This window comes from Halomicronema hongdechloris C2206 (assembly GCF_002075285.3).
Classification (GTDB): domain Bacteria; phylum Cyanobacteriota; class Cyanobacteriia; order Phormidesmidales; family Phormidesmidaceae; genus Halomicronema_B; species Halomicronema_B hongdechloris.
The window spans coordinates 3,023,195-3,049,620 of record NZ_CP021983.2 but is presented as its reverse complement, the minus strand read 5'-3'; the positions used below and the strand labels follow the sequence as shown (position 1 = coordinate 3,049,620).

Annotated in this window: 28 protein-coding genes, 4 pseudogenes and 1 CRISPR repeat array; of the genes and pseudogenes, 6 read left to right on the top strand and 26 right to left on the bottom strand. The window is 55.3% G+C overall.

Going from position 1 to position 26,426, the window contains the following annotated elements:
* Window positions 1–312: 312 nt before the first annotated feature.
* Both XM38_RS13835 and XM38_RS13830 read left to right on the top strand, forming a co-directional pair.
* Window positions 313–2,148 (top strand): tetratricopeptide repeat protein, encoded by a 1,836-nt coding sequence (locus tag XM38_RS13835; RefSeq protein ID WP_080808011.1) that lies wholly within the window; start codon window positions 313–315, stop codon window positions 2,146–2,148.
* A gap of 48 nt (window positions 2,149–2,196) precedes the next feature.
* Window positions 2,197–3,156: a DMT family transporter gene (locus XM38_RS13830; protein WP_080808014.1), complete on the top strand. Its 960-nt coding sequence runs from the start codon at window positions 2,197–2,199 to the stop codon at window positions 3,154–3,156.
* Here XM38_RS13830 and XM38_RS13825 read toward each other — a convergent pair.
* From XM38_RS13825 to XM38_RS13715, 20 genes and pseudogenes are all read right to left on the bottom strand, one after another.
* On the bottom strand, window positions 3,153–3,587 hold the full coding sequence (locus tag XM38_RS13825) for an FKBP-type peptidyl-prolyl cis-trans isomerase (RefSeq protein ID WP_080808017.1): 435 nt from the start codon (window positions 3,585–3,587) through the stop codon (window positions 3,153–3,155). The two genes, XM38_RS13830 and XM38_RS13825, sit on opposite strands and share 4 nt — an antisense overlap.
* An 814-nt stretch (window positions 3,588–4,401) precedes the next feature.
* Window positions 4,402–5,292: direct repeats of the CRISPR family, unit length 35 nt; unit sequence GTTTCCATTCAATTAGTTTCCCACCTAGTGGGAAG.
* Between the two features lie 935 nt (window positions 5,293–6,227).
* Entirely contained in the window at window positions 6,228–6,866 is a 639-nt protein-coding gene (locus XM38_RS13810) for a glutathione S-transferase family protein (RefSeq protein WP_088431685.1), read from the bottom strand.
* A gap of 7 nt (window positions 6,867–6,873) precedes the next feature.
* A complete protein-coding gene (locus XM38_RS13805) occupies window positions 6,874–7,095 on the bottom strand; it encodes a hypothetical protein (RefSeq protein ID WP_202978893.1) in 222 nt (73 codons plus the stop codon).
* Between the two features lie 140 nt (window positions 7,096–7,235).
* Window positions 7,236–7,370, bottom strand: a complete 135-nt coding sequence (locus tag XM38_RS27765; protein ID WP_256995631.1) for a hypothetical protein — start codon at window positions 7,368–7,370, stop codon at window positions 7,236–7,238.
* 105 nt (window positions 7,371–7,475) lie between these two features.
* Window positions 7,476–7,784 (bottom strand): DUF1579 domain-containing protein, encoded by a 309-nt coding sequence (locus XM38_RS13795; protein ID WP_256995778.1) that lies wholly within the window; start codon window positions 7,782–7,784, stop codon window positions 7,476–7,478.
* Between the two features lie 49 nt (window positions 7,785–7,833).
* On the bottom strand, window positions 7,834–8,058 hold the full coding sequence (locus XM38_RS13790; RefSeq protein WP_080808026.1) for a hypothetical protein: 225 nt from the start codon (window positions 8,056–8,058) through the stop codon (window positions 7,834–7,836).
* A 13-nt stretch (window positions 8,059–8,071) separates the two neighbouring features.
* Complete coding sequence (locus XM38_RS13785) at window positions 8,072–8,488, bottom strand: VOC family protein (RefSeq protein ID WP_080808030.1); 417 nt, start codon at window positions 8,486–8,488, stop codon at window positions 8,072–8,074.
* A gap of 34 nt (window positions 8,489–8,522) precedes the next feature.
* Window positions 8,523–8,954 carry a VOC family protein gene (locus XM38_RS13780; protein WP_080808033.1) on the bottom strand — a complete coding sequence of 144 codons (432 nt, stop codon included), beginning with the start codon at window positions 8,952–8,954 and terminating at the stop codon, window positions 8,523–8,525.
* 256 nt (window positions 8,955–9,210) lie between these two features.
* Window positions 9,211–9,621 (bottom strand): YybH family protein, encoded by a 411-nt coding sequence (locus XM38_RS13775; RefSeq protein WP_080808035.1) that lies wholly within the window; start codon window positions 9,619–9,621, stop codon window positions 9,211–9,213.
* Window positions 9,622–9,639: 18 nt separating this feature from the next.
* A complete protein-coding gene (locus XM38_RS13770; protein WP_080808037.1) occupies window positions 9,640–10,056 on the bottom strand; it encodes a GFA family protein in 417 nt (138 codons plus the stop codon).
* A 26-nt stretch (window positions 10,057–10,082) separates the two neighbouring features.
* Window positions 10,083–10,943 carry a class D beta-lactamase gene (blaOXA, locus tag XM38_RS13765; RefSeq protein ID WP_080808040.1) on the bottom strand — a complete coding sequence of 287 codons (861 nt, stop codon included), beginning with the start codon at window positions 10,941–10,943 and terminating at the stop codon, window positions 10,083–10,085.
* A 53-nt stretch (window positions 10,944–10,996) separates the two neighbouring features.
* A pseudogene (locus XM38_RS29005) lies at window positions 10,997–11,347 on the bottom strand (YybH family protein).
* A gap of 109 nt (window positions 11,348–11,456) precedes the next feature.
* Window positions 11,457–11,858: pseudogene (locus tag XM38_RS13755) on the bottom strand (VOC family protein).
* Between the two features lie 117 nt (window positions 11,859–11,975).
* Window positions 11,976–12,398 carry a YciI family protein gene (locus tag XM38_RS13750; RefSeq protein ID WP_080808049.1) on the bottom strand — a complete coding sequence of 141 codons (423 nt, stop codon included), beginning with the start codon at window positions 12,396–12,398 and terminating at the stop codon, window positions 11,976–11,978.
* A 201-nt stretch (window positions 12,399–12,599) separates the two neighbouring features.
* On the bottom strand, window positions 12,600–13,325 hold the full coding sequence (gene arr / locus XM38_RS29000; RefSeq protein ID WP_080808052.1) for an NAD(+)--rifampin ADP-ribosyltransferase: 726 nt from the start codon (window positions 13,323–13,325) through the stop codon (window positions 12,600–12,602).
* A 49-nt stretch (window positions 13,326–13,374) separates the two neighbouring features.
* Window positions 13,375–13,764 (bottom strand): VOC family protein, encoded by a 390-nt coding sequence (locus XM38_RS13740; protein WP_080808055.1) that lies wholly within the window; start codon window positions 13,762–13,764, stop codon window positions 13,375–13,377.
* A 222-nt stretch (window positions 13,765–13,986) separates the two neighbouring features.
* Complete coding sequence (locus XM38_RS13730; RefSeq protein WP_080808058.1) at window positions 13,987–14,208, bottom strand: hypothetical protein; 222 nt, start codon at window positions 14,206–14,208, stop codon at window positions 13,987–13,989.
* A gap of 121 nt (window positions 14,209–14,329) precedes the next feature.
* On the bottom strand, window positions 14,330–14,833 hold the full coding sequence (locus XM38_RS13725; protein WP_080808061.1) for an anthrone oxygenase family protein: 504 nt from the start codon (window positions 14,831–14,833) through the stop codon (window positions 14,330–14,332).
* Window positions 14,834–15,088: 255 nt separating this feature from the next.
* The gene (locus tag XM38_RS13720) at window positions 15,089–15,757 is read right to left on the bottom strand and encodes a dihydrofolate reductase family protein (protein WP_080808064.1); all 669 of its coding nucleotides are present in this window, start codon (window positions 15,755–15,757) and stop codon (window positions 15,089–15,091) included.
* Window positions 15,758–15,921: 164 nt separating this feature from the next.
* Window positions 15,922–16,410 carry a VOC family protein gene (locus tag XM38_RS13715; protein ID WP_088430160.1) on the bottom strand — a complete coding sequence of 163 codons (489 nt, stop codon included), beginning with the start codon at window positions 16,408–16,410 and terminating at the stop codon, window positions 15,922–15,924.
* A gap of 198 nt (window positions 16,411–16,608) precedes the next feature.
* Here XM38_RS13715 and XM38_RS28995 point away from each other — a divergent pair.
* Window positions 16,609–17,044, top strand: a pseudogene (locus tag XM38_RS28995) (amylo-alpha-1,6-glucosidase); the annotation flags it as partial.
* A gap of 31 nt (window positions 17,045–17,075) precedes the next feature.
* On the opposite strand, the gene XM38_RS13705 reads toward XM38_RS28995, so the two are convergent.
* The 6 genes from XM38_RS13705 to XM38_RS13680 form a co-directional block, all read right to left on the bottom strand.
* The gene (locus XM38_RS13705) at window positions 17,076–17,369 is read right to left on the bottom strand and encodes a hypothetical protein (RefSeq protein WP_080808070.1); all 294 of its coding nucleotides are present in this window, start codon (window positions 17,367–17,369) and stop codon (window positions 17,076–17,078) included.
* Window positions 17,370–17,409: 40 nt separating this feature from the next.
* Window positions 17,410–18,828, bottom strand: a complete 1,419-nt coding sequence (locus XM38_RS13700; RefSeq protein WP_187329406.1) for a nickel/cobalt transporter — start codon at window positions 18,826–18,828, stop codon at window positions 17,410–17,412.
* Between the two features lie 10 nt (window positions 18,829–18,838).
* Window positions 18,839–20,173, bottom strand: coding sequence for a tetratricopeptide repeat protein (locus XM38_RS13695; RefSeq protein ID WP_088430156.1), 1,335 nt, complete (start codon window positions 20,171–20,173; stop codon window positions 18,839–18,841).
* Window positions 20,174–20,338: 165 nt separating this feature from the next.
* The gene (locus XM38_RS13690; protein WP_088430154.1) at window positions 20,339–21,577 is read right to left on the bottom strand and encodes a DUF4331 domain-containing protein; all 1,239 of its coding nucleotides are present in this window, start codon (window positions 21,575–21,577) and stop codon (window positions 20,339–20,341) included.
* Window positions 21,578–21,586: 9 nt separating this feature from the next.
* Complete coding sequence (locus tag XM38_RS28990; protein ID WP_137455119.1) at window positions 21,587–21,817, bottom strand: PEP-CTERM sorting domain-containing protein; 231 nt, start codon at window positions 21,815–21,817, stop codon at window positions 21,587–21,589.
* A complete protein-coding gene (locus tag XM38_RS13680; RefSeq protein WP_080808085.1) occupies window positions 21,753–22,334 on the bottom strand; it encodes a DVUA0089 family protein in 582 nt (193 codons plus the stop codon). Before XM38_RS13680 ends, XM38_RS28990 begins: the two co-directional genes overlap by 65 nt.
* A gap of 276 nt (window positions 22,335–22,610) precedes the next feature.
* On the opposite strand from XM38_RS13680, the pseudogene XM38_RS13675 reads away from it, so the two are divergent.
* The 3 genes and pseudogenes from XM38_RS13675 to gyrA form a co-directional block, all read left to right on the top strand.
* Window positions 22,611–22,816, top strand: a pseudogene (locus XM38_RS13675) (EamA family transporter RarD); the annotation flags it as partial.
* Between the two features lie 73 nt (window positions 22,817–22,889).
* On the top strand, window positions 22,890–23,015 hold the full coding sequence (locus XM38_RS27745; RefSeq protein ID WP_256995625.1) for a hypothetical protein: 126 nt from the start codon (window positions 22,890–22,892) through the stop codon (window positions 23,013–23,015).
* Between the two features lie 851 nt (window positions 23,016–23,866).
* On the top strand, window positions 23,867–26,425 hold the full coding sequence (gene gyrA / locus XM38_RS13670) for a DNA gyrase subunit A (RefSeq protein WP_088430152.1): 2,559 nt from the start codon (window positions 23,867–23,869) through the stop codon (window positions 26,423–26,425).
* Window position 26,426: the final 1 nt, after the last annotated feature.

The following is a 26,426-nucleotide window of genomic DNA, read 5'->3' as shown; positions in this document are numbered from 1 at the left end:
TTACAGCATTTCCTGTCTGGGTGAGGTATAGCCTATTGCCTCAGGTTAAGGGGGGCATGGTCATCCTGTGCCTCACTATTAGATCTTGCCATAGTTGCCTGTAGGCAGGCCGTTTCGATGATTAATTTAATAAACTCAATCCGCTGGCGCCCCTAGCAGACGCCCCCCCACTGGGCTTGCTGACGGACTTTCAGCTGGGCCAGGTCAGTGCCCCTGAGCAAATAGTTGCGATCGCATCTTTGGGATACTGCACCCCGATCCAGATTTTCCGATCACCTTTGCTAGGCTGAAGCGGTAGCCACGCTAAAGTCTATGGGCAATCGCTATCAGGATTTGATCGAGGGCATCGTCACCGCCATCCTCAAGGGCCAAGTGCGTTCCAAGGAGCAGATTTACCAGAGGTTGCAATCCGAGGTCGAGATCGGCACCGGAGAACTGTTCGAGCGCTGTCTGCAAGACCGCTTTGATGCCATCGAACAGGTTCTAGCCACTGACCCCGATGAGCTACAGCAAGCCAAAGCCACCCGCCAACAGCGGGCCCTCAAGACCCTCCAGAGCGAATGGGAACGCTGGCAACAGGCCAATCAGGTCCAAGCCATCCTCAGCCAAACCCTAGCTCGCCTCACCAGTGCCGAGCCCCAAGAGCGGCTGCCACGACTGCTACAAGCCCTAGATATCAATCAGCCCCACCCCCTCAGCCGCGATCAGGTGCGGCAATTGGGGCGTCAGTTGCAGACGGCAGCTTCTCCGGAGGATGCCGCGCCCTCCCTGCAGGACTTAGCTCGGGGCCTGCAGGGAGGCCTCGACACCTGGCAACAGCTTCAGGGCCATGCCATCAGCTGGATCTACGACCAGAGTCAACCCTCCTTAGGCTTTGACAATCAGCGGCAGCGAGGTCCCTGGCCCCACTGGGCTCAAGTCATTAAGCAACACCCCCTGCACAGTATCTTCGCAGATCTGGCCCAGCATCAGACCATCACGGCAACCGGCATCCCGCACCCCTTGTCCGTCTGCGATTGGTTGGCCCTGGCCTGGGTATTGCAGCGGCTACAACTGGGCCTGGTCAGTTGGTTTGATCAGCAGCCCTACGATTCCAGGGCGGGCAAACGCCTGTCCATCGCCACCTACCTCACCTTTGCCGTGGTCTGGAGTCAGCTGCGGGCTCGCCTACAGCACCTGGGACAGTCCAACCTGGTGCAGGGCTGCTTTCAGATGACCCTGCAGGTGCTCTATCAATTTGCCCAGCAAGACTACTTTCCCCTCTACGGTGGGCTATTTGCCGCCCTCTCGGGGGAATCCCTGCAGGTGCTGTTAGATTACCTGGACCAACCCCTGAAGCAGGAGCCCAACACCGCTGGCAAGGCCCGTATCCTGACGCTGTTGGGCTACTCCCAGCGGGCCTTAGGGCGCTATACGGTGGCGCAACAGTTCCATCACCGCGCCCTCGATAGCGCCCGCCAAGCCGGCGATACCCGTTGCGAAATCGCCAACCTCAACCACCTCAGCCGCACCGCCGTGATGGCAGAGCAATTTCAGCAGGCCATCGATGACAGCCAGCGAGCCCTGATCATGGCCCGGCAAGCCGGCGATCGGCTGGGAGAAGCCAATGCCCTGGCCAACTATGGCTATAGCCAAGTCTGCCAAGCCCGGCAGCAGTCCCTGCAGCCCCAGCAGTATGAATCGACCTTGACCTACTTACAGCAGGGGTTGGCCCTGGGCCAACAGCTGGGCGACCGTCCTAGTCAGGCCCTCTGCGCCAATAGTTTGGGCATGGCCCAGGTGATGCTGGGCCGCTATGATGCTGCTTTAGAGTCTCTGGAGCAGGGACTGCGGGTGGCCCACGACATCGGCGATCAGTTTCTTCAGGGCATGAATTATGCCTATATGGCCAGTGCCTATCGCGGCCTGGACACCCTAGACATGGCTATTTTCACCGGCTGTCTAGCCATGTATCTGCTCCATCAGATCGATTCAGAGCACTGGCGGCAACCGGCAGGGGTGGTCAGCATTCTCTATGGCCAACTGGGTGCCGGCAGATTTACAGACACCCTGGCTAACTATCGCAGTGGCTTCCTGAAGCAGATCGGGGTCGATGGGTATGACTACCTGCCCACGCTGCTGGCCGACTATCGTCAGTCTCTGGATTAGAGAGAGCAGCGGCCAGGTTGCATTGTCGTGTCATCAGGATATCTGCCCGTGCTTGGGGTTGCCATCGTACTACTATCGGCGTGCTTTTTCTGCGTTCAGAATGTCATTGTTCGAGTTCTCTTCAACCAACAGGTGGTGCTCGGCATCGGCGTCACCGGCGGCTTCGTGCCCCCGACCCTAGAGAACTCATTTCTGTTGCTGGTGATGCGCATGGTGCTGGTGGTGCCCCTGATGGCTGGGCTGGCCGCCGGTTTCTATCCGGCCACGTGGAAGGATATTCGCCAACTGGGCAGTAGCCACCAACGTCGCCCGCTGCTCCAGGCCATCGCCGGGGGGGGCTTGATGTTTCTCTACCTGGCCCTGCTCTATGTGGCCATCGGCCTGCTGCCGGCCGGTATCGCCCTGACCCTGTTTTTCAGTTATCCCGTATTTACCGCCCTGTTTTCCTGGGGAGTGTTTGGTACCCGGCCCAGTCGCTATCGCTGGGTGATCATGGGCCTGATTCTGCTGGGCAGCTATCTGACCATGCCCGCTGCCAGTGGCGGTGACAGCCAGTCATGGTTGGGGGTGCTATTCGGCCTTGCCGCTGGGGTGGCCTACGCCCTATATACCGTCAATGCCCAAAAAAGCTTCGACGTTGTCCATCCCTTTCCCTTTACCTGGATTAGTTTTGCCACGACCCTGGCGCTCTCGACCCTGAGCCTGTCTCTCGGGCGGGGCAATGTCTCCCAGGTGCCTGCGGCAGCCTGGGGACCACTGTGGATTGGCGGGTTGCTCTCGGCCTTGGTCACCTTCGCCGGCCATGTCCTGAACAACCTCGGCATTCGCGGCATCGGCGCCACCGCCGCCGCCATGATTGGCGCCAGCAATCCAGCCTTGACGGTGGTGTTAGCCTGGGTTGCCATCCAAGAAGCCATCACCCCTGTGCAGCTGTCAGGGGTGATACTGGTGACGGCGAGTGTGGCTATGTTGGCCCGGGAGCACCGGCCCAGGGGCAGGGAGAGTTAAGAGACAATGTCAACCAGTTCGATGTCAAAGACCAGGTCTTCGCCAGCCAGGGGATGGTTGGCATCTAGGGTGACTTTGCCGTCAGACACTTCGGTCACCAGTACCGGCAGGGGCGGACGCCCTTCTGGTCCTTGCAACTGCAGCTGTTGACCGATGTTCAGGGGAATTTCATCGGGAATTTGCTGACGGTCTACCACTACCACCATTTCGTCTCGATGGGGGCCGTAGGCTTGGTCAGAGCCAATGGTTTCGGTTTTGGAGTCCCCGGGGCTCATGCCAATGACAGCGGTTTCAAAACCGGGGATAACATTGCCAGCGCCAATGTCAAATTGCAGCGGACCTCGCTCGACCGAGGAGTCGAAGACGGTGCCATCTGTGAGCTTGCCAGTGTAGTGAATTAATACTGTATCGCCTTTTTGAGCCTGAGCCATAGCGTTTTTCTCCTGAAGACTAAATTCCAGAACGATCCTGTTCACCTTAACGGCATTTGTCCAAATTGGGTACGCAAGCTGACGGATCGACTGATGCCGATGCGGCCCGGTGGCGCTACCCGGTACCGCCTTCCCAACGGGAATGGGGGGATTAGGGGGCCAGATCGCTGGCAAGTCATTACAGATAACTTATGGGTTCTTAGCTCAGCAATGGGTAGGGTGGGCAAATTCATTGCCGCTGCTCTTAGCAACGGTCGAGACCCTTGGCTTGCCCACCAATCCTTGCGAACAGGGCAAACAGAAAGGCAGAAGGCAGAAGGCAGAAATAAAGGCAGAAGGCAGAAGGCAGAAGGCAGAAGGCAGAAGGCAGAAGCAATGGGTAGGGTGGGCAAATTCATTGCCGCTGCTCTTAGCAACGGTCGAGACCCTTGGCTTGCCCACCAATCCTTGCGAACAGGGCAAACAGAAAGGCAGAGGGCAGCTTGTCCTGTATGACTTTCAGTCAGGCTCCGCCAAGCGCGTAGCAGCCCCGCAGGGGCAACGAAGCCGTTGGCATAGCCTGCCCGGAGGGCATAGGGAAGGCAGAAATAAAGGCAGAAGGCAGAAGGCAGCTTGTCCTGTTCGCGTAGCGGCCCCGCAGGGGCAACGAAGCCGTTGGCATAGCCTGCCCGGAGGGCATAGGGAAGGCAGAAGGCAGAAGGCAGCGAGTAATCGAGGACTTTAGAACTGTGGAAAGGCTTGAAAATTATGGCCTATACGACAGTCAGACATGTCCCTTTCATCCTTCATCCTTCATCCTTCTGCCTTGGTTGCCGTTTCCATTCAATTAGTTTCCCACCTAGTGGGAAGTCGCCTTGCTGCAATTCCTGGAGGACTCTTTAGGAGTTTCCATTCAATTAGTTTCCCACCTAGTGGGAAGTCTGAAGTCATCATCACCCCCGGGTGGTGCGCGAATGTTTCCATTCAATTAGTTTCCCACCTAGTGGGAAGTCTGAAGTCATCATCACCCCCGGGTGGTGCGCGAATGTTTCCATTCAATTAGTTTCCCACCTAGTGGGAAGCACGCGTTATCTGACACCATCACCGGCCAAACAGAGTTTCCATTCAATTAGTTTCCCACCTAGTGGGAAGTCGAGTCTCGAAGATGAGTCGTGAACAGGCTCAGGAGTTTCCATTCAATTAGTTTCCCACCTAGTGGGAAGCGGTTCCATCAAGGCGCGATATAGAGCTTCTGATGGGTTTCCATTCAATTAGTTTCCCACCTAGTGGGAAGATCCAGTCAAGGCCTTCCTCCCATCAGGAGGAAACGGAAGTTTCCATTCAATTAGTTTCCCACCTAGTGGGAAGATCATCTGGGCGACCCGGAAAGAGTGGGAGGCCCGTTTCCATTCAATTAGTTTCCCACCTAGTGGGAAGCCCGAGAAGCTGGGCAGGTGCCCAGCTGAATTGTGGAAGCGGTTTCCATTCAATTAGTTTCCCACCTAGTGGGAAGTTGAGAAAAAGCTAATCCGCCCTCGTCCAAGACTTGTTTCCATTCAATTAGTTTCCCACCTAGTGGGAAGGTCTACAAGCTTCTATACAAGAAGCGAGCGGACTGGATGTTTCCATTCAATTAGTTTCCCACCTAGTGGGAAGGATGAGTCGAGGGTGAGGTGTACGTATGCTTGCATGTTTCCATTCAATTAGTTTCCCACCTAGTGGGAAGGGTCGGCCTCTGAAAGACCTACCACACCTGCATTCTACACCATCATTTCTGGGGGGGTCCACAGGCAGGCCAAATACATGACAATTTTTCTCAAAAGCACCCTGTGGAAAACGTCTGTATCCCTTAGCTGGAAAGCAATCTGGTGGGGTCGACGAGAGAATGGGGGTTTCGGCGATGGACAGACCCCCACAGGACTGGGAGCATATGGTCGTGAACATAGTCAAATACCTGGATTTTAGTGATAGATCCTGTCTGATCCGGAAAATTGCTAGATTCGGCACTGTCGGTCTCGTTCCAGGGTTACTGATAGCCAGGTAACAGTTGCTTTGATCATGACGTAAGTTGCTCGCATCGGGCCGTGAGTTACTTTGATCGCGGCGTGAGTTACTTTGATCGCGGCGTGAGTAGGTGCGATCGCGGCACGAGTTACTTTCATTGCGGCGTGAGTAACTCTGATCATGACGTGAGTAACTCTGATCGCGATGCGACATACTCTGATCGGGCCGCGACATACTTTCACCGCGACAAGCCTTACTTTTGTTGTGCCGTGAGTAACTCACAGCCGCATGATCCTTACTTGAGTGGCGACACGAGTCAGTGCGATCGCATCAGCCTCACGCGTGTGCGCCTTCTCCCGAATCCGTAGCGCATCCAATTCGGCCTGAAAGTTGGCCAGTCGACCACCGCAGGCAGCGCCGGTGTGCCGTGGTAGAACCGCTGCGTCCGCAGGTTGTCGGTGGTGCCAAGAATGTCTATGGTCATGTCTGTCTCCTCCTAAGTCTGCATAAACAGCGAATGATTGTGAGTTCCGTTTGACTACCTTCGTGAAGTGGAGCCGAAATTTCTATGCCACCTAACGCCCACTGAATGCATGGTTGAACCGCAACTTGCTTCTGGCGATTTGTGGGGTCTTTGGCGAAACAAACACTGGTGCCTCAGTCTGCTTTAGCGAAATGCGCCATCTGGTCTGCATGCGCCTTCACGAAGGCAGGACGAGCGGTTGCGTGCGCGACATAGTCACGACAGGCCGGGGATTCCACCAGCCCGTCGAACCGATCGACAAGGCGCAGCACATCCGCCATGAGTATGTCGGCGACGGAGAAGGTTGCGGTCAACCATTGGCGTCCCGCCAACACCTTCTCCATGTGATGGAGCCGAGCCTTGAGGAACTCATCTAGGTGCTTTCGTCCCGGCGTCCCTTCAGTATCACCAGAGAACTTAAATAGGGACCATGGCAGGCTCGCCATCTCGACTGAGTTGAGCGCGGCGAACAGCCATTGAATAACTTCGCTGCGACCGTGCGGCTCGGCAGGCATCAGCCTGTCACTCAACTCGCCCAGATGAAGCAGGATCGCCCCGCTCTCGAAGATCGAGATATCTCCATCGGTCAACCATGGCACTTGCCCGAAGGGTTGGTGCGAGAAATGCTCGGCGCTCCGATCGCGAAATGGCACGCTCGTGACGCTGTAGGGCAAGCGTGCCTCTTCCAACGCCCACCGCACCCGGATATCACGCACATAGCCCCGGGGTGTCTTGGGAACCCAGTCGAAAGTTGTGAGGATCAGGTCGGTCATTTTCGTCTCACCACATCTCATTCGCCATCTTTTTGCGTCGCGCCAACTCCTGCTCACTCGGCTCGTCACTCGCGATCGCATCGGGCTGGATATCGCTATCTGGTATATAGGTGCTCATCACAACGCCAGTGGTCGAAACCTGAGAGCGGACGAGCCGCAGCGCCAATGGCTTGGCAGTCTCACCGAAGAGGCGCTTGCCTCGCCCCAGCACCACTAGAAAAGTCCACAAGTGGGTATTGGTGATGGGCGTTGGCGTCTCGCATCACCGGACTGCTGCGAGTGATGCAATCCTGTCAAAACGCCCAGATCGGCGGCTCTAGTGCGGGCGATCGCTATCCCGCAGTCGGCTTCCTGATCAGTTGGTCAAGGTCATTTGTTTGCTGCCCGCTCAATATCGGAGATGTCAATCTTCACCATCTTCATCATCGCTTCCTGCGCTCGACGAGCGCGAGCTGTATCGAGCCAATTGAGCGAGATAACACGTTCGTCAATCTGTTTGGCCACGGTCACACCAGCTTCTTACAGAATTTCACCGAATTAGGGTAGGCACCCTACTGAGCTTAGGCGCTGCTCCCAGAATTGGGGATGAAAGGAGGCTATTCGTAAGTTCTATCTGCGTCGATAATGGGCAGTCATGAACCAGTGCCACTGCCCGTCCGCTCTCATCATGTGGGAAGTCATTACCCGATGGTCATCGTCTTCAAAGGCAATCTCGTCTCTGTATTGAGCAGTGCCGTCGCCCGTCATCGCCGGGCCTTCGGAGATCAGCGTCAACACTTGTCGGGCGGCATCGAGTTCGCCGTCATATACCCACAGAAGGCTCATCATTGAGCCGACCCAGGTGCCGACGTACCGCTGCGTCTGCGGGTTATAGCCCAGGGTCATGATGGAGGTCATGTCACCGCCCTCGCCACACATTTCTCCCTGCCCTAAAATCGTATTCCTTCTCAGCCGAAACGGCGACATGTTAGCTAATCAGCTTCGATTCTCTGAACTCGATTAGCATCTCCTTAAAAAAGAATTCTCGACCCCGGCGACAGGCATTCTTTCCGGTTGTAACTGTGCCATCTCCCTCAATCATGACAATGTCATCAGCGTAGTATTTTTCAAATGCAGCAGAAGTTTGGAGATTAGCGACCAGTTGATTGATGTCAGCTAGTTTTTCTTGCAGTTCTTCGAGTGTCAGTGTCATAGGTCGAATAGGGTTACTCCTCAGGCGCTTTGTCGCAATTGACCATCCAGGGAATGCCAAACTGATCAGTCAACATGCCAAAACGCTTGGCCCAAAAAGTTTCCTGAATGTCCATTTTGACGGTGCCGTTTTCGGCTAAAGCCCTGAAGATTTGCTCGGCTTTTTCAGGATCATCAATTTGGATAGTTACCTCAGTGCCCTGGGGTTCTTTGAAATAAGCAGGTGGCGCATCCGACCCCATGATTTCCTGATCGCCGATAGTCAGGTGAGTGTGCATAATCTTGTCGTGCCATTCGGGCGGCACGTCTGCTTCCATCGGCGACCCTTTATAAATCATTTTGTCGCCCAGTTTGCCGCCAAAAACCTGTTCGTAAAACGTGAATGCGGCTTCGCAGTCACCGTCAAAGTTGAGATAGGGAATCAGTTTCATAGCGCCCTCCTTGGGCTAAATGGATGAGTTGTTCCTAACCAGCAGTCCACGGGTCGTAGGTGCCAAAGTTCCACACATGACCCTCCGGGTCGCGGCAAGAGTAGTCGCGCCCGCCGTAATCTTGATCTTTGATATCCGTGACGATTTGAGCTCCCGCCGCAACGGCCCGTTCGTAATGTTTATCTACGTCCTCGACCAGAATGTAAGGACTCTGCGTGACGACGGCGTTTCCCTGACTCGGGGGCTGTTGCAGCCGACCGAATTCATCCTCACAGGCAGCGCCCACCATCACCATGCCGTTGCCAAACACCAGTTCGGCGTGGGCAATCCCGCCATCGTCATCGGGGACAACCAAATGCTTTTCAAACCCAAAGGCTTGGCAAAGCCAGTCAACGGCAGCAGATGCATCCCGGTAGCGTAAAGTCGGAATGATGGTTGCGATCGCGGTTTTTGCGTCATTAGTCATTGCCTGCTTCCTCAGTTTGCAAATGGCAATAGGGTATGTCGCGTTGGTCGGGTAGGTTAGGACATATGCAACTGCTAAAACGCTCAGAACTGGGAATCTACCCGACGCGCAATCGGCCAAAGCGTTGGCTCGATTGCTGTAACTAGTTTATCTGTATTATATTGCCTGGATGTGGAACTGAGGTAAAAACCCGTTTAAGAAAAGCAAACAGTATGAGGAAACCGATTTTGCTTTAGAGCTTACGGGAGTTCTATCTTCAGCCAATGGGCATCGAAATATGCTGATGGGTGATGCGCCAGTTGCCATTAACATTGCAAAGGCAAAATGTAGCGCGCACCCAGTCTTCAAAAGTTTTTCCATCGGGTTTTGTGCCCCCACATCGAATCAAACCGTAGGCAAAGGCCACATCCTTACCCGCTGTGATTTTAAGGTTGTGGAGCTCAAAAATCCCCGGTCCCTTGGTTGTCGGCTGCCACTCATCCCAGCTTTGGCGGTACGCGTCTGCGCTCTCATATTGAAGAGGCGGTAGAACGTCGAAGATGGTGACATCTGGAGCATGATTCACCAGGACATCGTCCTGTTTGCCAAAACGAGTGGCACTAGCCCATTGCTCCAATAAGTTTTGAATCGATGCTTTACGGGTCGATTGGGTATCGTTATCTGCCATACATATCTCCTTTGTTAATTACCAGTTAGAAGTCCCGTCGGTGCCCCCAAAGCTAGCAGGCAAATCTTTGAAGTGTGGTAAATCATCTTTGACCGGCAGAACGGCATACCGGCAATGGAGATGAAAGTCGGGTTTGAATTCTCCTTTTGGCAACAGATTTGCCTTGATGCCAACTTGAGCCAGCCCTGGCACTTCAGCCATAACGTGGGTGCCACAAACGGCACAGCGCTGTCGGGGCAAGCTTTTGAGCGTCCAGGTTGTGAGTTCACCCTGCATTATCTTGACGGCATCGACAGGATAGACGGCCACGCCAATGTAGGCACCGCCACTAGTGGCCTGACAGTCGTCGCAGTGGCAGTAGAACTGGGTGATTGGATGGCCCGTTAGCTGCACTTTGACGGTCCCGCAAAGACAGCTAATTTCAGTTGTTTTCATGGGATATCCTCCCCAACATTCAATCTCTAGAGCAGCTGTAGAGTCTCCAAGCAGCGACGGGTCACCTCTACCCTGGCAGCTGGATCATCCTCATCTCGAATGTCGATATTGGTAGCGAAAAAGTAAACATTGTCAGCCTGTTCTACGTAGCCTACGTACCAGCCGATTTGCTCCTGATCGGGTTCACCAAAGCCAACCCAGCCCGTTTTGGCGCGAATGGTGTAATCAGGGGTTTGTTCCACGATCATGATGTCTTTACCCAGGGCGATGACATCCTCCGAAAAGGGCACATCATCGTTATAAAGGCGACGCAGAAAATCAATTTGCTCTTCGGGGGTGGTGCGTAAATCACCTGTTAACCAGAAGGTATCAATGTCTTCAGCACTACCAATATCCTGGTTACCATAGCCAGCCTCCGCCACCGACTGTTGCATGCGATCGTGACCCACCCGACGGGCCAGCACCTGGTAGAACCAGACGGCGGATAGGGGAAAGGCGGTGCGCATATTCAGATCCCGGTTCCATGCGGGGACGATGCGCTCAACTCCGTCCCAGGTAAGAATTGCCAGGTCATTGTCAATGACGCCTGCTTCTAAGGAAATCAGTGAATTGAGAATTTTGAAGGTCGAGCCGGGCAAGTAGGGAGTGCTATTGCGCTCAGAATTGTGCTGATAGGTCTGGTTCAGGTTCAGGTCGTAAATGATGATTGAACCTTCTATCCCCAGATCCTGAAAATGCGGAGCGAAATCCACCTGGGCAGGGACTTCTTGTTGGGCAAGCAGGGGGGTGACAGGCTGAACCCCTGCTTCAGCCAGAGCAGGTTGTGCCACTATGGTCATGACACTACCCGCGACTAGACCGCCAAACCATTTAGGAACACAAATCATTGGAGCAACTCTCCTCACTCGCTAAAATTTGTAAGCTCTGATACTACATAGACCTATGGTTCCAGGTCAACAGCGGCCTTAAAGCTGCCATTCATATAAAAAGGCACCGAGATATGCTCATGAACTACGCGCCACCGGCCATCCTGCTTGCGGTAGCCAACGGTCATACGCACCCAGATATCGAACTTTTCCCCAGTGGTTTTGACTCCACTCATTTGGTTGATGCTGTTGCTAAAGGCCACATCATCCCCGACCGAGAGATTCAGGTTGCGGATTTCATACCCAACATCGCCCTGGATGGAGGCAAACCACTCCTGTCAGCTTGTGCGGTATGGGTCTGCTCCGTGATGCACTAGGGGAGGGTCGAGATCATACAGCAGCAGACTCGGCGCGTAATGGGCCATGAGTGCGTCTACATCTTTGGCTCGAAGCGCGGCTATCCAGGTATTGATCCGTTGGCGAATTTGGACTTCCTCCGCCCTGTTTCTGTTTCCAATTGTCATTTTTCTGGCCTCAAGAAGTTACGTCAGATTCCATAAACATGACTTCCCAAATGTGGCCGTCTAAGTCCTGAAAGCCGTGGCCATACATAAACCCGTGGTCTTGCGGTTCGCTATATGTATTGCCACCCGCCGCGATCGCGTTACTTACAATTTCATCCACAGCGGCGCGACTCTCCATCGACAAACACACCAGCACCTCGGTACTTTTTGTGGCGTCACAAATGGGGTTTGGCGTGAACGTTTTGAATTTTTCATGGGTCAACAGCATGATATAAATGTCGTCGCTGACAATCATGCAAGTGGCCGTTTAATCGGTAAATTGAGGGTTAAATCTAAAGCCCAAATGAGTAAAAAACTCCACAGACTTTTGGAGGTTTTTGACGGGTAGATTCACGGAAACATTGGTTGCCATGATGTCTCCTCAAAAAAATACGAAAAATTACACGTCTGCATCTCTAGAAATCCCGTCTCTGTCGGCACCTCTAACATGCTCGTCGAGAACCGAGAGACCGGGTTTCTCAACTCCGCGCTAGGCGCTTTTCTGCTTCTCCATTTCGGTGCACAGGCGCTCTTCCTGTTCCCTGAGTTCTGGGGTGAAAGCTTCACCGAAGTCTTCGTCAGCAAAGATGGGACGAATTTCGACTTCGCCGTCTTGAAAGGGGCTGCGTTTGATCCAGTCAAGCGCTTCTGCCATGGATTGCACCTGCCAGAGCCAGAAGCCCGCAACCAGCTCTTTGGTTTCCGTAAACGGGCCGTCGATGACGGTGCGATTTTTGCCGGAAAACTGCACCCGCACACCTTTAGAGCTGGGATGCAGTCCCTCACCCGCCAGCATCACCCCGGCTTTGACAAGCTCTTCGTTGAACTGGCCCATTTCAGCCAGAATCGCTTCGGTAGGCATGACCCCGGCTTCGGAGTCAGGAGTCGCTTTGACTAGAACCACTACTTTCATCATGAAATCTCCTATTGAAGGATGGTTTTTGCTCAGTGCCAGGGTGAACAGCGTCTCACCCCTGGCTCTATTGCTTAGTCGAATAGAGAACGTCTAAATCGACAGGTCGATTAATTTTTTAGGTCACAAGAAGTCAAAAATATTGACTCAACTCAACACCTTGGTTGAGCGGCTACAAGAAATCTTGGCCGTAGCCTTCGTTCAGTCATCAATTGGCTCAACCCCAAGTCGCTCAAGTCGTTCTAGTCCGTCCTTCATGGCTTTGAGCACTTCAGGCGAGTGCCCCTGCCAATCCGTGATCTCGCCTGTAACCCGTAGCGGCTCCCGGGAACGGAATGACTTCGTCGGATTACCCCGAAACTTCTGATTCGTCAGATTGGGGTCATCTTCAATCGGGCCAGTCGGTTCCACGATGTAAATTCTGCCGGGACCTTCACCGATGGCCAGCTCCGCTCCCCACGTGGCGGCATCCAACGTGCGAGTTAGATAGACGTTGGGTGTTGTCCTATCCTGATTGCCGAAGTTCGGGGTATGGCCCGGCTTAATCAGATCCCCTGGCTTCAGGTCAGCCCGAGTGCCATGGTAAAGAGGCCACTCCGTGACCTCGCCCGTGACCCGCAACGGCTCACGGGAGCGGCATGATATCGACGGATGTCCTGGAGACTTCTGATCCGCCAGGTCGGAGACATCTTCAATCTGGCCGATCGGCTCTACGATGTAAACTCTGCCGGGACCTTCGCCGATCGCGAGTTCTGCCTCCCAGATGGCTGCATCCAGATTGGGGGTCAGGTAGACATCGGGTGTCGTCCTGTCCCGCTCATCGGTGCTAGGCTCGATCAGGTCTCCTGGCTTCAGCTCAGCCCGTGTGCCATGGTAGAACCGCTGCGTCTGCAGGGTGTCGGTGGTGATAAGAACGCCTTTGTTCATGTCTGTGTTCTCCTATGTCTGTGATGTGGCAGCGCCCAGAAACCAAGAATCAACTTTCCTGCCGAGCATAGCTGACCGTCAACATTTCCCATTGGTGTCCGTCTGGCTCGTTCCAGTAGATCATACGGCCTCCAAACGCGGTGTTGATTTGCATATCCATGCGTCCCCGCAACGTGCTGCGGTACTTGATTCCAGCCGCTTTGATCCGGTCAAGAATGGTATCAAACTCGTCTTCTGTGACCCTGAAGCAAACGTGATAGATGGGGAACTCTTCATCCGTTTCCTGGAAGTCGAGCGTTAGCCCACTATTGATGTAGACAGGCGAAAATGGACCAACACTCTTCTCAGCCCACGAAACCCCAAGGAGTTCTGCCAAGAGCTTGGCCGACTTCACTTGACTGCGAGAAGGAACGATCGTGTGATCAAGTTCTATGGTCATCGGCATTCTCCTGAGTCTGCATAAACAGCGAACGATTGTGAGTTCCTTTGACTATCTTTGTGAAGTGGAGCCGAAATTTCTATGCCGCCTAACGCCCGATGAAGTAGAATCGCCCCGCTCTCGAAGATCGAGATATCTCCATCGATCAATCATGGCACTTGCCCGAAGGGTTGGTGCGAGAAATGCCCGGCGCTCCGGTCATGACGTGCTCAGCTTGTTTATTTACCGCTGCTTGTGGCCTGAGCGTTTCAGCCATTTCCGAACATCCTGCCCTTTCCACATCCATAGTCCAGAGAGGATCACAATTGGAACAAAGACAAATTGGGTGGCGGCGAATGCTGCGTTAGGTTTACCTGCGACGGGTTCGTAGATATAGCCGACGATCGGGAAGCTTAAAACGATGTGAATCCACCGCATTATTTTTCGTTCAGTGCTGACCTTCATCAGAATTGCCTCATGACAGGAATAATGATTCGTTCGAGTTTTGATTAGCTGTCATGTAGCTTCATTTTCTCTCCTCCTTCTACGCAATAAGCTGCCACACCCTGCAGGGCCACACGTCTACTCAATCACCGAGCGCAATGGTGAACGATGCCGCTGCTGCCAGTGCTGCTGCTGTCCGAACATGGTTCCAGTTTGTCCAGTTGGTCAGGAAGCTGCTCCACAGGCTCGCACCGTCAGTACTGCCTGGATCAACGATCGCCAGTGCATCGTTCAGCGGCACATTGAAAATGCCTGTCACTCCTACTGCGCCGACAAGATAGAGCAGGCTACCGGCGAGCAAGTAAACGGCACCGGGTTGCTGCCACTTGAACAGCGAGGAGATAGCTAGAAAGAGGCAAGCCGCTGCCGTTCCGAAGATTGCCAGCATGAACAATGGGTTGATCGCTGTAATAATCATGGCTTGCATCGCGGCAATCCCCTGTGGTGGGGGGAGTCGAGCAAGAGCCGGCATCACAAAGGTCGAGAAGGCAAAGAAAACTCCTGCTACTAGCCCACAACCGAGTGCCTCGAACAGCTTCAAATTGAGATTGCTTACCGGTAAGTTCACAAGAATTTTAGTAGCCATGTTTTCTCCCTTTGAAAGTCCAATGCACGATGAAGCATCAGAACAACGGCGCTAACGTAGAGCGGACATGTCATAGCTCCTCCTGCATCAATCACCCTTTCAGCTTAGGCAAACACCTTGTGCTCAGCTATCTGATTCCTGCGGCATTATCACAATCTTGCGAGCAATTTTCAGATTCTATGCATGGCTGGAAGCACCGCGAATAAACAAGATGTGCCATCCAACACCTGAATTAAGCCGCGCCCCGAATTCACATCACCGCATCTCATTCGCCATCTTTTTGCGTCGCGCCAACTCCTGCTCACTCGGCTCGTCACTCGCGATCAAACCGGGCTGGATATCGCCAACTGGCACATAGGTACTCATCACCACGCCAGTGGTCGAAACCTGAGAGCGAACGAGCCGCAGCGCCAATGGCTTGGCAGTCTCACCGAAGAGGCGCTTGCCCCGCCCCAGCACCACTGGAAAAGTCCACACGTTGTACTCGTCTATCAGGAATGCGGACTGCAGCGTTTGAATCAAATTGCCGCTGCCAATAATCTGCAGGTCAGGGCCTGGTTGGGTCTTGAGAGCGATGATGGCCGAGACGACATCGCCGGAGAGCAGGGTCGAGTTGTGCCAGTGAAGCGTCGTCAATGTGCGCGAAGCCACATATTTTCTTGCTGCATTGAGCGTCCTCGCAGTCGGATCGTCATCGGGCTGGTATGGCCAGTACGCTTCGAATATCTCATAGGTCCTACGACCGAGCACCAGCTCTCGATCTTTGCCGTCGAAACCTGATGCTGAGAGGTCCATGGCTTCGTCCCAGTAGTTGAACATCCAGCCGCCGAGGGTAAAACCGCCAGTTGGGTCTTCTTCCGGTCCGCCGGGTGCTTGCATGATGCCGTCAAGCGACGCAAACGTTGATACGATAAGCCTTCTCATGGGAACACTCCTGTCGTTTTTAAGAAACGGGTTTTGGCCATGCGCGCTAACGTGCCAAGCTCATCGGGTCGCTGCGAGTGATGCAATCATGTCAAAACGCCCAGATCGGCGGCTCCGGTGTATGCGATTGTTATCCCGCAGTCGGCTTGATCCGCGGAGCAAGATCATCCGTTTGCCGCCTGCTCGATCTCGGAGATGTCAATCTTCACCATCTTCATCATCGCTTCCTGCGCTCGTCGAGCGCGGTCCGGGTCGGGATCGTTGAGCAATTCGATCAGTCGGGTCGGAACGATCTGCCAAGACAGCCCCCAACGATCCTTGATCCAGCCACAGGCGACTTCTGAGCCGCCATCCGCAAGTGCAGCCCATAGTCGATCGACCTCAGACTGATCGTCGCAGTAGATCTGGAACGACACGGCTTCAGTGAATGGAAACTGCGGGCCGCCGTTCAGCCCCATATATTTCGCCCCAGCCAACGTGAATTCCACGGTCAGCACCATCCCTGCGGGGCCGCTTGGTGTGTCAGCCGGCGATTTCAAGACACGGTCGATTCTCGAATCGGGAAGTAACGAAACATAAAACTGTGCCGCTTCTTCAGCGTCGCCATCAAACCACAGACAGGGAACGACTTTTTGGGATTTAGTTGGGGTCATGGTGATAAATCCTCAGGGCTACAAAATTTTTTTCTACGCCTTGTGCACTGACCATTCCAGCCTAGGTAAATCGCTCAAGCCCAGCTATCTGATTCTTGCGTCGCTGTTACTTTCTTGCGGCTACTCCTTTGCGGCTACTCATACTGGGTAGCTAGGTTGGTAGACTTGCAGAGCCTAATTTTCTGGTGCGATCGCCGTTACCAAACCCTGCTCAATCAAACCCAAAAGGGCTTTCAACGCTTCTGGAATGAGAAACTGGGTTACTGCTATGACGTGCTGGATGGCCGGAAGCCACGACCCTGCGTTGTTACGGCCCAATTAGCTTCTGGCGGTGACCCAGTGCAGCGGGACGGCAGCTACCACCAGGGAACGGTGTGGGGTTGGCTCATGGAGCCTTTTGTGCAGGCACACAGGCAGGTGTATTGGGATCCTGCTGCAGCGCGCCGTTTTCTGATGCCGTTGATTGCCCATCTCCAGGGGGGGCTGTGTTGGCACCCTCAGCGAAATCTTTGATGGGGATCCGCCCCACGCTCCACGCGGGGCTTTTGCCCAGGCTTGGACAGTAGCTGAAGTCCTGCGTGTCTGGCTTTGCTACAAAACGCAGGCGATACATAATTCTCGCAAGCTCTGCTAACAACAATCAGGCATCGGCGAAGACGATGGTTTTATTCGCTTTTTGGTGGACAGGGGCGACCGTTGGTATCCACAAAGTAACAGGCCGCTTCCGGGTTTAAGACTCTATCGCCTGCGGGGTCAAACGCGGGATTACAGATGCGTTCTAAGTTAATGATTTCGCCGCTGCCGGTTTCCATGTAGCAAACCAGGGTATCCACCTCTGACGGTAGCACCATGGGATCATGCGGTCGCGAAAATCCCGTCGGATTGCTCTCGGCGAAGCCGGGAGACAGCCCTAGAAACAGGGTTGGTAGCGGTATCAGCCAGCGCCAATGGTAAAGCATGGTCACAATCCCTGATGAATACGGCGTTAGAAGATCGGCGTTAGAAAATCTGCAAAATAGATCGGGTCGAAATGCCGATTCCAATAACTGTGATGCCTAGCGCACTGATCGCGGGTAGCCATTGCATCAGCGGTAGACGCGGCGTTGGAATCCGTTGAAATACCTGTCTGGCATACACCAGCAGCAGCCCTAACCCGGTTAGCACGCTTGCCAGCCCTAAACTGAAGGCCAGCACCAGCACCAGACCAGACAGGGTATTGCCCAGGGCGATCGCCCCCAACAGCAGCACCAGCGCAGCGGGACAGGGCACTAATCCGCCTGAGAATCCGAGCATGAGTAAATTGCGCCAGGTTACCGGCGTGCTGTCCGTCGTCAGCGGTAGATGGGAATGGGTATGCCTACTGTGGGTGTGGACGTGATCAGCGGGGTGGTGAGCATGGGAATGGCTGGGGTGATGATGGCGATCGCCGCCGGCATCGTGGCAATGATGGTGGACATGTCCGGGATCGTGAGGATGAGTCTGCGCATGCGGCGCATGAGCATGATCGTGTCCATGGGAATGGACCTGTCCGCTTATCACAGCCGTCGTCCGCCGTCGCCGTTGCCAAAGCAGATTGAGCCCGATCGCGATCACTAAGCTCCCTGAGATCAAACTCAGCCAGGGATAAAGCTGCTCGGGCAGAATATAGCGTGCCGCCAACAACGTCACTAAGCCCAGTGCAATCACCCCAAGCGTATGGGTGACAGTGGTCGTCATCGCCAGAAAAATCGCGTGTAACGGCGTGGCCCGTTCGCCCACCAGGTAAGCACCAATCAAGGTTTTGCCGTGCCCGGGTGACAGCGAATGCACCGCCCCCCAAACAAAGGCTCCGATCAACGGCAACAGCCACGTGCCTGCGCCGAATCTTAATCCCCCGGGCATCAACGCGAAGGTCGGTTGCTGAGGCGTAAAGACATGGGTCGTCAACTCATTCCCTTGGACAAGGGTGGCGAGACAACTGGCCTCTGGCGCATTGGGGACAAACAGGGTGTAGTTCATCACCAAGCCCTGCATCGCATCCGGCCAGCGATAGGTAAGCTGCAAAGTGGAATGGCTGTCTGGTGCCGCCGACAACATGGGTGAGGCAAACGCCTCTCCCGATTGCACCTGCAGACTGCCGAGACGATTCAGGCCATCCTTTAAGGCAATGCGATCGCCCAAAAACGCTTGCAAGGCAGTCTGATGGCGGTCAATCTCAGCAACTGCGAGTTGCCCATTGCCATCATCATCGGCAAAAGCGGTCAACCGGGTGGGGTAGGTCAGGGTCATCTGCACCTCAGTGTCCCCCACAACCAGCTTGGCGGCAGCCAAATCGTCCCAGTGAGCCAGGCTCGGACTCGTCGTGACGAGACTCAGCCCAATCGCGATCATCCCAGCCAAGAGACTGAGCAAACTGTATCGGTGGCGTTTTGGCAGCATGGCGACAGATTTAAGGATGGGCAACGAGACCAAGTCTGTGGCGGACCTGATCATCAAACGTCGGATCGGCCTCTTGGGCTTGCTGAAAATAGCGCTCCGCTTGCTGGGGATGCTTCAGAGCCGCCTCAATCACGCCGGCTCGGTAAAAGATACCAGCGTCTCGAATGCCGTGATCCAGCGCCTCTTGAATGACTTGTTGAGCTTCTTGCCAGCGATCGCCCCGCGTCAAAGCCCAGGCGAGCAGGTCCAGCGTTGCGGCATCGCGGCGATTTTGGACCTCAGTTTGCAGGAGCGCGATCGCTTCAGGCACATCTTCACCATGGCCGCGTTCCAGCAGCAGATGAGCCAGGTCGCGACGGTGCCCCAGGGCATTCTCGTCGATGTGTTCGCGCAGGGCGGATTCAGCGGTGTCCCAGGCATCGGTTGTCGCCACGCCGCGCAGCGATCGCACCCGGGCCAATCCATGCAGCGCTACCGGATCATTGACCTGGGCATAGTGGCGTTCAGCCGCGCGATAGTGGCCCAGTCGGGTTTTCAGCACGGCCAGTTGAAGGCGGGCCAGCGTGTTATTGGGATCAATCACCAAAGCTTCGCGGTACAGCGGTTCGGCCAGATCGTGATCACCTTGCTGAGCGTAGAACCGGCCCAGCAGGGTTCTGGCCCAAGCAGAGCCACTGGGGTCAGCCGGTTCTTCTGCCGCGATCGCTTGTTGAAAATCTCGTAACGCGCCCTCGCGATCGCCCTGAGCCACTCGTGTTAAGGCTCGTAGAGTCAGGCTCCCCAGCGAAGGGGTAAGATTCACCAGGGTCTCAGCAGTGGCATTGGCTGCCGCAACCTCTCCCATCGCCAACTTGGCTGTCACGATGAGGGCCAGCGCGTCCTCGCCCGATGCTTGTTCCGCCAGGCGAATCGCCTCAGCAAAGTCATGCTTAGCCTCGGCAATTTCGGCTAACACCAACACTGCTCCGTCATTGCTAAAGGGAAGGTTAGCCAGTGATTGCTGGGCCGATTGTTCGGCCAGCAGATACCAGCGATCGTCCCCGGTGGCATGCGCCATCTCCAGGTAGGCACTGGCCAGAGCAGCGCGGTCCAACCCATCTCCAGGATTGCGCTGAATCCGCCCTTCATAAAAGGCAATTTTGCGTTCGATCGTCGCTTCCCCCCGTGTCCCCTCAGTCAGCGAGAAGGGATACGGATGGGGACTTTCTGATTGCTCCAGAGTGTGCCGGACATACCATCCGGTCGGGGCTGCCAGCAGCACCGTCAGGACTGCCCCAAGCGCGATCGTAGACTTTGAAAGTTGCACGCGCTGAGCAGGTGTCTGATTCGACTTTAGCGTCAACATAATTGGCGTCTGGTGAATGACATCTCCCAGGGGAGGGTTTCAGGCAAGCTTGCCGTTGTCGGTGGGGTGAAGCGCCAGCGTCACCCCACCAAACCCTGGCTACTGTTGGGGTTCACGTCGTTTCACCCAACCTACGCTCACCCCATTTTTAGGGCTGACAAACGCCTAGTTCGGCGGTGCCAGATACGGGAAGGCAGGCACCAGCGGTTGGTGTCCTTGCGCTGGATTCCCCGGTGTACCGTCGTAGGAGACGTTGTCAGTGGTGATGGTACCGTTGGTCAACACGGAGAGGGTGATATCCACCACGTCATCCTTCAATAAGCGACCGCGCACGGGACTCCCTTGGGCATTGAGCGCGTTGGCGTAGCCACTAGGGCCAGTGGTGTCAATCCGCATCACATCAGGTAAAAAGGCCCCCAGCAATGCATCGGCACGATCGTCACTATTGCCGATCGCCAGTAAGGTCTGCGTCGCTTCGTTGACAATCGGCGCCGCTGCATTCGCAGCAGGCTGTTGTCCAGCTAGAGCAGCGGCTTCAAAGTCGGGGCCAACGCTGTTGAGGGTATTGAGCAGGTCATTCGTGACGATCAAGCCCTCGTTGATAGCAGGACGTGCCAACCGCTCGACCTGGTTGAATTTGCCGCCAGCCGCTGGAACAGAGATGGTTTCCCACACATCGAAGGTGCTGGCCTGCGACGAGCCCTGTAAGAAGGAAATGGGTACCTGAACTGCGATCGCGTTGACGTTGTAGCCAGCCGCAAAGTCCACTGCGGTGCTGGGGTCACGGAAGCCGACAGCGGGGCCGATATCCAAGGCTCCGGCGCGCACCCGGAAATATTGCTCCACATCAAAGAAGAACGGATCTTCTCGCAGACCAGCAAATACTTTCAGGTTGGTGCCCCCCAGGGAGACTGTGTTCACCTCTGGGGTATTGGTAATCGGCGTTGTCTGCCCCTGCCCAGTAAAGGTCTGGCCGTTTTTGAGCGCCGTCACCGTAAAGGTTTGCTGATTGTTCTGGTCAGGCGGCTGAAATTGGAATCGCAGGGTGACGTCTGCAACACCCGTAGGGGCATCATCCACATCAGCGACCTGTGTCACCTTAAATTCATACTGAGCCCGCGTGCTGAAATAGTATTGCTGTCGTGCCAGCGATCGCGGGTTGGTGTTCATAATGAAGACCAAATTCCCAGCGGCAGCATTGGGATTCTGATCCCGTTCGCGAAACACGTACAAATCGGTCAGGTTGAGATTGCGTCCCTTGATGTCGGTTTCGCCATCATCATGGTCGGAAGCCTGCACGTAGACAGCGCCAGCACCTGCTACGAGGGTTAATCCTAACAATACGCCAGCTAAACCAATGGGCTTCTGCCAAGCAGTGAGCCGCTTCAATATATTCCACATCATTTTGAGTTCCTATCGTTTTGTCAGTTCTGTTATTGCGTTACGAGTGCGGGCTACGAAGCCTATGCCAGCTAGTGCCAACACGCCCATGACGACGCTAGGTTCGGGAACACTTGCCGCTGGGGCAGCGATCGTTTGCGCCCCCGTCAGCGTGATGGTGTAGTTCCCGCTGGTATTGCTAACCCCGGCGAATCCGGTCAGGGGGGCTCCGCCACCAGGGCCGGTGGGACCCCACAACGCCATTCACAGGGGTATCGGGAAAAATCTCGCCATCGGCACTGACCGGATCAAAATCAGCGCTGGAGATGCCTAAGAAATAAATGCCAGACTCCGCTGGCGTGAGACTAAAAGAGGATGGCAAGGTGGCTTGGACGGAGGTGAATCCGTCGTCATTGGCGTAAACGCCATTGCCCATCGCATCAAATAAAAACAACTGTGGATCTCCCAGTAAGTCGCTAGGACTACCCAGGGTGTCGTCAATAGGAATGCCGATCAGCGAGTCCGTATTGATCGTGGTCGCTGAAAACTGTTGCCCCCCTGTCAGAAAGAGTTGGAACAGATCGGCATCGCCTGCAAGTGAGCCCGCAATGGATTCTAAGGGCGACATCGTCTCCGTCGTGACGGCGATCGCCTCACCGAGCGTCTCACCGGCATCGCTTGCTTCTGTGAAGGTAGCGGCTCCGGCAGGAGCTGCTGTCAATAGGGCAGCTAAGCCTGACAGAACAGCGACCCCCTTGAGGTCGATTGGTTTTATTCGCATACTTTTGCTTGCCTTAATTAAATCGTTGGGATGATTGCCGTGATGCCAGCCATACGTCCGTATGTTTACTGGTCTCCCCCGACTTCCTTAGCAATACGCTTAAAGGCCGCTATCGGATTTTGTCCATGACAAATGTTTTATTTGTTTATAAAGGCGATCGCGTCTGGCCTGAACCCTGAGTGTGCGGCTGTGAGTCAGGCTGAGGAGTTGGAAGAGACTCACCTCTTCCTTGAAATGAATCTTGTTTTCACCCCAAAGGTGAATTCCGATCAAGTCATTGAGGCCAGCCTGGGTTACTTTATTAACCCTCTGGTCAGTGTTTTGCTGGGCTTTTTAGTGCTGCAGGAATGGCTCCGACGTGGGCAGCAAATCGCAGTGGGGCTAGCCGCGATCGGGGTCGGGTACTTTGTCTGGCAGTTTGGGCCATCCCATGGATTGCCTTGGGGTTAGCATTCACTTTTGCCTTTTATGGTCTTGTACGCAACGTGAGTTCGATGAACAGAAATCGGCAAGAAAAAAGCTGAGACTGGATTTGAAGAATTCTCCGGCTCAGCTATGGACACTACTCTAACCGAAGTTTCGCGTCTCGATGTTACCCAGATCTTTTGGGAAGTCGACGACTTCTGCCAGCTGTTTGAATGGCAGTGGCAAAGCCAACCGCAGTTGCCCTCGATGCAGTAGGAACGCCCCTGTGCTCCCGGATGAGCTTAAGTGATGAGCAGTTTGAGTGACCCCACACCCGTGGGGTCAAAGAAGGTATTGGCCAAGACCAAAGGTTCTGGCAACTGGCTCGGGCCCTCTCCACCCTATACCCCAATGGCACCGAATGATAGTGTCGTCAGGTTGCGATCGCATCCTCTGGTCTCCTAGTTTGAGCTATATCTATCGTGCGATCGGGCTAAAAAGGATAGGGTGGGAGACTGAGGTTTTGGATGAAGCGGTAGTCGCGTTCTCAATCGACCGAGCCGAATCGATCAAAATATCGGTATCAATCAGCATCCGGGTCATGGGTGAGACAGATTTAGCCTACCTGGGACTGTTTCCCCTATGCGATCGCACCCGCTTGCTATCGTGTCCAGGCGGCTGGCCGCAGTTGCCATAAAACCTAGGCAGCTATCACAGCAATGACCGGGGCCAGCGGCGGCTACCAGCAATAGTTAGCCGTCACTTAATGTTCTAGAAGTACAGATAATAGTACAACAGGTGTTAGGCTCTGTTGTCAGGGATCTAGTTGCCGAGGTGTAAATCTGAGGCTAGATTTCCCTAGAGAGGTAAAAACCAGGCATCGGTCTGTTGACTGAGGTGTTGTATCCGGGGCAACAGGCCTTGCCAGGCAAGCATGGCCACTGCCGAATCCTCTCCATAGGCTGTCTTTGATCCGGGTCGAAGGCTGTTTATGCCCTCCTGACGTCCAGCTCCAGCTCTAGAGCTTGCCCCCAGTCACCCGCCAGAGCTGGCCATCGATACGGAGCGAAACGTATCCCACCCTAGTCATCTGCATCGTTTAATATTTCACCAAGGAACCGCGGCCCATGGCAGACCAATTAAACATCCTCTCAGCCGGACAGGTAGTGCCCACAGCACTCCACACCGAGGTGCAGCGGTCCTATTTGGAATACGCCATGAGCGTCATCGTCGGTCGCGCCTTGCCCGATGTGCGCGACGGCCTCAAGCCCGTGCATCGGCGCATCCTCTATGCCATGCACGAATTGGGCTTGACTCCAGATCGGCCCTATCGCAAATGCGCCCGTGTAGTTGGCGATGTGCTGGGTAAATATCATCCCCATGGGGACCAGGCCGTTTACGATGCCCTGGTGCGCATGGTGCAGGCCTTCTCCAGCCGCTATCCCCTGCTGGATGGCCACGGCAACTTTGGCTCGGTGGACAATGATCCGCCGGCGGCGATGCGATACACCGAAACTCGCTTGGCTGCCATCGGCCATGAGGCCCTCTTGGGCGACATCAGTGAAGCCCTAGTCGACTTCATCGATAACTTCGACAGTTCCCAGCAGGAACCGATTGTGCTGCCGGCTCAGGTGCCCAACCTGCTACTCAACGGCAGTTCTGGCATTGCCGTGGGCATGGCCACCAACATTCCTCCCCACAACCTGGGGGAGCTCATCGATGGGCTGATTGCCCTAATCGATCGCCCCAGCCTCGGCGATGAGGAGCTGTTTCGATTGATTCCCGGTCCTGATTTCCCGACAGGCGGAGAGATTATTAGCACTGAGGGCATCCACGATGCCTATCGCAGCGGCCGCGGCAGCATTCCCATGCGCGGTGTCTGCCAGTTCGAAGAAATTCGTCCCGGTCGAGGCCGGCAGCGGCGCAACGCCATCGTCATCACCGAATTACCCTTTCAGGTGAATAAGGCGGCTTGGATCGAGAAGGTGGCTGACCTGGTCAATAACAATCGCCTCGACGGCATCGCCGATATCCGCGATGAGAGTGACCGCGAGGGCATGCGGGTGGTGATTGAACTGAAGCGGGAAACCCAGCCCCAGCGAGTGCTAAATGAACTCTATCGGTTGACGCCCCTGCAGACGAATTTTGGGGCCATCCTGCTGGCCTTAGATCGGGGGCAACCCCGACAGATGTCTCTGCGGGAGCTGTTGTCGGCGTTCCTGAATTTCCGCGAAGAGACCCTAACTCGCCAGTATCGGCATCAGTTAGAACGCACGGAAGCCCGCTTGCATCTAGTGGACGGGCTCTTGAGTGCCCTGGACAATCTCGATGCCGTCATCGATATCTTGCGCCATGCCCCCGATGGCACCACCGCCAAGGTGGAGTTTCAACGGCAATTTGCCCTGTCTGAGCGGCAAGCCGATGCCATCTTGGCTATGCCCCTGCGGCGGCTCACGGCCATGGAACGGCAAAACTTGGAGACGGAGCGGACTGAACTGCAGCAAACCCGCACCACGTTGCAGCGGTTACTCTCAGACCGCCATGAGTTGCTGAAGGCCCTGAAGAAGGAACTGCGGGCCCTGAAGAAGAAATTTGGCGATCCGCGCCGCACCCGCATTCAAACCGAGGCCGAACGCCAGGAGGAGCATCAGCACCTGGCGGAAATCCTGGCGGAAGACGAAGAAGAGGCGGTGATTCTGGAGTTCACCCAGAAGGGCTATGTGCGGCGCTCATCGCCGCGGGCCTTCCAACGGCGACAGGCTCGACTCGACAGCGAGGATAGCCAGGCCCTACAGGAGGTTGAGGATCCGGTGCTGCAGACGGAATCGGCCTTAACCACCCAGGAGCTCCTGGTCTTGACTCGAGCTGGCAAGGCCTACACCATCACCGTCGGCGATATTCCGGTGGCCCAACGCCAGTCCCGCGGCGTCCCCCTGGTCAGCTTACTGCCAGATTCGGTCACTGGCGATGCGGAGATTGTGGTCTCGCAATTGGTCTTAACGGATGCCATGCTGGCCCAAGACCTCTTGCTGGTGACCCGTCAAGGCAAGATCAAGCGGGTGCCGCTGCAGGACTTCACTAACCTCACCGGGCGCGGCCTCACGGCATTGAAGCTGAAGACAGGGGATGAACTGGCCCGCATTGCCCTGGCTCGGCAGGGGGATAATCTGGTATTGGGCACCTCGGGGGGGCGGCTGCTGCGCTTTCCCATTGATGATGAGAATTTGCCGGTGTTGGGACGCAATGCCCAGGGGCCTCAGGGGCTGCGGATGCGGAAGCAGGAGACGCTAGTGGGCTGTGTGGCAGCCGCTGCAGATACCGATTGGGTGTTGTTGATGTCGGCCATGGGCTATGCTAAGCGTCTGCCAGTGGCGGCGTTACCCCTGGCCAGCCGGGGTGCCATCGGCACCCAAGCCTTTCAATTTAGCCACAAGAGCGACCGACTCGTGGCGATGACGGCGGCCGTGGCCGATACGACGGTCACCATCTTGACCACCGCCGAGCGGATGGCCCAGATTCCCCTGGTTGATATTCCCCTACAGGGACGCAACCATCCCGGCCAGCGGATGCTGAAACCGGCCCGGGGTGAAACCATTGCCACGGTCACCATGGCAGCGCTCGCCGATAATGAGGATCAGACTTCTGCCTCGGCTGGGGCTGCAACCACCCGTCATTCTCCATCGTGAA